Origin of the sequence: Leisingera coralii (genome assembly GCF_049056525.1) — a bacterium.
GTDB lineage: Bacteria > Pseudomonadota > Alphaproteobacteria > Rhodobacterales > Rhodobacteraceae > Leisingera > Leisingera coralii.
In genome coordinates, this window is sequence record NZ_JBHUPT010000121.1 from 1 (window position 1) to 4,903 (window position 4,903).

2 protein-coding genes and 2 pseudogenes are annotated in these 4,903 nt (G+C 50.1%); 1 reads left to right on the plus strand and 3 read right to left on the minus strand.

Annotated features, from left to right (window positions below):
* Positions 1 to 97 precede the first annotated feature (97 nt).
* From ACFMBG_RS23915 to ACFMBG_RS23925, 3 genes and pseudogenes are all read right to left on the minus strand, one after another.
* Positions 98 to 346, minus strand: a pseudogene (locus ACFMBG_RS23915) (ParB N-terminal domain-containing protein); the annotation flags it as partial.
* Between the two features lie 12 nt (positions 347 to 358).
* Entirely contained in the window at positions 359 to 2,746 is a 2,388-nt protein-coding gene (locus ACFMBG_RS23920; RefSeq protein ID WP_421057139.1) for a calcium-binding protein, read from the minus strand.
* Between the two features lie 140 nt (positions 2,747 to 2,886).
* Positions 2,887 to 3,407, minus strand: a pseudogene (locus ACFMBG_RS23925) (transposase).
* 280 nt (positions 3,408 to 3,687) lie between these two features.
* Between ACFMBG_RS23925 and ACFMBG_RS23930 the strand changes: the two are divergent.
* Entirely contained in the window at positions 3,688 to 4,047 is a 360-nt protein-coding gene (locus ACFMBG_RS23930; protein WP_421057140.1) for a hypothetical protein, read from the plus strand.
* Positions 4,048 to 4,903 lie beyond the last annotated feature (856 nt).

The following is a 4,903-nucleotide window of genomic DNA, read 5'->3' on the forward strand; positions in this document are numbered from 1 at the left end:
AGAAACCTGTTCCCATAAGACGGAAACGAAACGATGGAATGAGCTTGACCCAAACGCCCGATTAGAGAAGCTGCCGTCCGGCAAATGTCGGCTTTGGGGTCCGGCCCTTCTCGCGCACCGCCTGGAAGGCACGGAACTGGTCGAGCGGATGCAGAGGCGCGCGCTGGACGTTCTCGGCCAGGCTGTGCTCCTCGGCGAGGCCATCGGTACGCACGATGCAAGGCACTAGAGCGGTCTTGTTCATTTGCTTCTGCTTCACGGGCAGTTCTAGCGCCCGGAACCGCCGGCCGCCCGCCGGGATCGTGCACATGCCGGTCTCGGCGCCGCTTTCGTCCAGCAGTGACCGCTTTACTCGCCGCTAAATAATCAGTGAACCGCCGTGGATTGCAGATTGAAGTTCCTCAATTGTGACGTTGTTGAGCACCAGTCTTTCTTGATCAAAGACCAGCAAAGTAGTCGGCGTCCCGTTAAAGTCCGCTTGTGTTAGCTGAAGATCCTCAAAACTTTCAGCTCCCCACAATCTCAGGTCCAGCAAGTCCAGTCCAGCTTCAAAGTCGGTCAAACAGTCTTCGTGGCCGTCCCTAACGAAAACGAAATGGTCCGCGCCTTCTCCGCCGGTCAATTTATCCGAACCTGCACCGTCGAAGAGTCTGTCATGGCCATCGCCACCCAAAATTGTGTCATTCCCCCGGCCACCTGCGATTGTGTCGTCGCCGCCTCCCCCCGAGAGAAAATCATGCCCCCGGCCACCTGAAATCACGTCACGACCCAATTCGCCATAGGCAAAGTCACGCCCTCTACCACCAAAAATTGTATCGTCCCATTTTCCACCCAAGATAGTGTCACTCCCCCAACCTCCATAGATCTTGTCACAGCCGCCTCCGCCAAGCAGGCTGTCATTACCAAAAGAACCAAAGATGGTGTCGTGCCATGTACCCCCATAGATGGTGTCAGCTCCGCTTCCGCCGCCTATTCTATCACGACCGGCATTGCCGAAAAGCTGATCGTTTTCTTGGCCGCCGTAAAGGTAGTCTCTCCCTACGCCCCCATAAATTTTATCGTTTCCACTATTTCCATAAATCCGATCGGTGGCTGCGTTACCTCTAATCGTATCGTCTCCAGCCAATCCCATGATATTGTCTTGGCTATCGCTTCCTTTAACGACATCATTTCCATTGCCAATTCTGGTGAGTTCGACAAAGGAAAGTGCCCAGGGTTCTTGATCAATTTCAACGGTTCCGTCGGAAGTTGTTTGGCTGCTCCCGTAGCTTAACACTGGTGTTGTCCGATGGTCTGCACCACCTCGCCCGCCGTCAGTTAGCATTGTCGACCGGACAAAGTAGTAATCGTCTCCAACAATTTCCGAAAAGTTGATCGAAGTGGATGGGTGTTCTTCGCCACATCTTTCAGAAATAATAAATACGAAGTCTTCGCCACTGGAAAACCCGTGGATATCTATTTCACCGTCCACCGACCAGTCCAGCACAGGAGACATCCCTACGAGAGTTTCCCTCATCAGCGAAAATGTCTCGCCAGCAATTGTCAGATTTTCCTGAGTGACATCTGTGAGGGTAATGCTTTGTGTTGTATCAAAAGTTAGGGGCCAAATCTGCGAAACATCAATTCCATGTGTGATTTGCTCATAGAACATTTCCACGATCATGGATGCATGCTCCATGCCCCGAGCATCCTCACCATAAAAGTTAGAGTTCCACTCCGTCACATGGAACGATAGAGGGGCAAGAGAAGTTGATCTTTGCAATAACTCCTCGAAACGAGCGTACTGGGAGAACATAAATCTATTCGCTTCATCAACTGAAGAAAGACCCGTGCTGACGTAGTAGTGGTGCAAAACTCCGTCCACGAGATCTGCAGAACCGGGAACATTATTGATCTGTGATACAATGTCTGAAACCTGCGAATAGGCACTTCCTTGCCCTTCAACTGTGGCTGCGATCCAACCTTCAGGAACAACCCCGCCGAAATTTTCATCAATGTAAGATAGGGAGTAAATGCCATGCATGTCCATTTCTGGATCGATGTAGACTATTGTGTCCTCTCTTGGAGAATAGACGGCAGAGGCAGAAGAAGTGCTCTGTACGATTAAGTCCGGTGCGTCCATGTCTCTCTGGATGAAAAAATCTTCAATGAAGGGAAGTAAGTGCGATACTAGATAACCGTACTCGGAAGCGGTCATCTCGCCAGATCCCCAAAACTCGTTTCCTAGCTCAATGGCGGAAATTTTTACGCCGTTTTCTATTGCTTCGGAAGCTAGTTCTTCTAGGAAGAAAGAAAGGCCCTCCAAGTAATCCCAGCTGATATCCCTTCTGTTTCCGTAGTTGCCTCGCAGCATTGCTTCAGAAGCGCTCTGCTCAAACGCGGTTCTGGTTGAAACAACGACCGAAACTGATAGCCCGGACATTCCTGCCTGCTCAAACATTTGGTCCATTGGAAGCAATGTTTGCTCAGGAACAGCATTAGAAACATTAGCATTGGGGTCGGCCATGTCGAAGTAATATTCAGTTGCAGCACCACCTGGATAGCGGAGGTTTGTAATTCCCATTTCTTCGACAAGTGATGACAGGTTCGAGGAATCCTCTCCATATTCCTCATCATAGATTGTGACGAGATTTACGCCGAAGTGGTCTTCGGAGACTTCTCCATTGGTATTAAAGTCAGTTTCATCCTGCACAACATAGGTAACCATTTTAACAACTCGCCCTAGATATTCACGATTTGTTCTCATCGTGTGACCGGTTGCAAGCGCTGTCAAAACCATAGAAAATAAGTTTATTATCTCTTTTTTAGATCATCCTTGTAAAAGTTTGCACTTTTTTGGTGCATTGAATCTCAAGATGATCGAAATCACAAACGAGGCAAACTGGGTCATGTTGAAAAATGGCTCAGCCAGAGGCGGATTGACGTGCTGTCGACGAAGCCCAGAAAACTCTCGACTGACTTGTCGTAGCGGGTTGCACCCCTGCGGGCGTTCTAGAGCTTGTCGAAGCATCGTTCGGCCAAGTTTCTAAGCCGGTGCAAGGAACGATCCAAACCGATTTTTTCGGGACCAGCGCACTCATTGCCCGGCAGGCGGCCTTGCCCGCCGAGAAGGATCATTTGCAACACGTCCGGAACGGTACCGTTTCGTTCGAAACGCCCATGATCTGTTCCCAGAGCCCGGCCAAGGGCCAGCACCGGAACTGGTGGTAGACACTTGACCGCTTGCCGAAATCCTCGGGCAGATGACGCCAAGGGGAGCGGATGCAAGCGATCCAGAAAATTCCATCGAGAACAAGGCGGTGATTGGTGGGCTTACGCCCCTTGACGACATGTGCTGTCAGGATGCACCGCTCAAACAACTCCCATTTCTCGTCCGACATCAAATCTCGTGCCAAGCTGTTCTCCACCGTAGGTGCCAGCTTGAATCATGCCCAGAACCCGATGTGTATCCCTTTTGTCAACACGGCCTGGCTCCGCAAAACCGCGATCAACGCCGTAAGTTTTGGGTTAAAACCGCCGTCAGTTAACATGCAATTAACTAAAAACATTCAACACTTTTATTGACTTGGATTAGTATCGAGATGGGTCATTAACATGAATTTCCTGACTGAACCGCGATTTCAGCCGTCGAAGAGGCCATTCTCGTTAGACGAAACCCTAGACCTTCTAAACACTTCGGATGCAGTGATGCTCGAACTATTGGATAAAAACGTCATTTGCCTTAGTGCCTCTCCTTTCGCAGGGTTCAACATGAAAACGCTACTCCACTCAGCATTAGACATATTGGTGGCACACCTGTTCCTGAAGCTAAAGCAAGAAGAAAGATCAGCCCCTCACAGGCAACTGCTTGCTATAGCTACAGTTGGCATCATTGAAGAGTCTGGAAAGTCTCCCGAAGATAGTTCGGTTTCGTTGGCGGAAGCAAGAAGAACGCTTGCGAACTCTGACGAGTTGAAATCTCTATACTTTGATCACTACGAAGAGCGACTGGCCTTGGAGATACATTATTTCTGGCCAAAAATTCGCCATCAACCTGGTGGCCGGTAATTACTTTCCTAATTATCGGTATTTGGATGCACATGTCTGTGCTTCTAGGTTGAATTGAGGAGTTGCCAGGCAAGCCCAAACTGACCGAGCGTAGTCGGCTTTAGTCGTTCTGTTTACTCAGGCGACAGTGGTCATTCTTGTGTATCGCTTCGGAAAAGAAGACTTTGACTGAGCGATATTCGCCGGGGAAGAGTGAAGGGCTCCTAAAATGTCAAAACGGTTAGATAGCAATAATGAAATTCGGTTTGACAATATCGCACCAATTTCTGAGGAACATTGGCATCGTATATCTTGTCATATCCATGGTGGTAACATCGAGTTGTTGATACCCGCTTCTAGCAATGGAAGCGGTGTCCAACTGCTTCCCCAAATTGATGACGCACTTGTGGACGAAATCCTTGAAAACCTGGACGAGGAATTTGGGCGAAAGTTGGCGGAGTGCCTCTCAGGATACGGGTTCGCTGAAGTGCAGGACGAAAGCCAGCGTGATTAGGTCGGGCATCAGGGTCGCCGACATTGCTTGGGTCTCCTGAACATGATCTCGATCTGGTTGCGCCGTTTGTATCTGAGGAGCGCGTGCCCAGCAGGTGTAACGGTCAATTGATCGGCGCAACCAAGTACAGCAGCCTTTTCCAAGGGTGCTCGCAAAGTACCCCGAGGTATCCTTCCAGAGAGTACTGTACTCCTTGGAAGGATACTCGCGCAGCCATGGGGTGTTCTGAGCGTTCGCTGATCAGCTATCTCCCCTAGGGGGTCCGTTGTATTAACCATCGAGATGTCGGAGACATCGTTGCCCCAAGCTGAGGAGTGAGCGATGTCCCGGCGCAATCCGTTCAAGCGGCACCGGTTTCCGCGC

What these genes read in the sequence shown, in the direction of transcription:
- ACFMBG_RS23920 (WP_421057139.1), bottom strand. Translation starts at nt 2,746, where the DNA reads ATGAGAACAAATCGTGAATATCTAGGGCGAGTTGTTAAAATGGTTACC.
- ACFMBG_RS23930 (WP_421057140.1), top strand. Translation starts at nt 3,688, where the DNA reads ATGCTCGAACTATTGGATAAAAACGTCATTTGCCTTAGTGCCTCTCCT.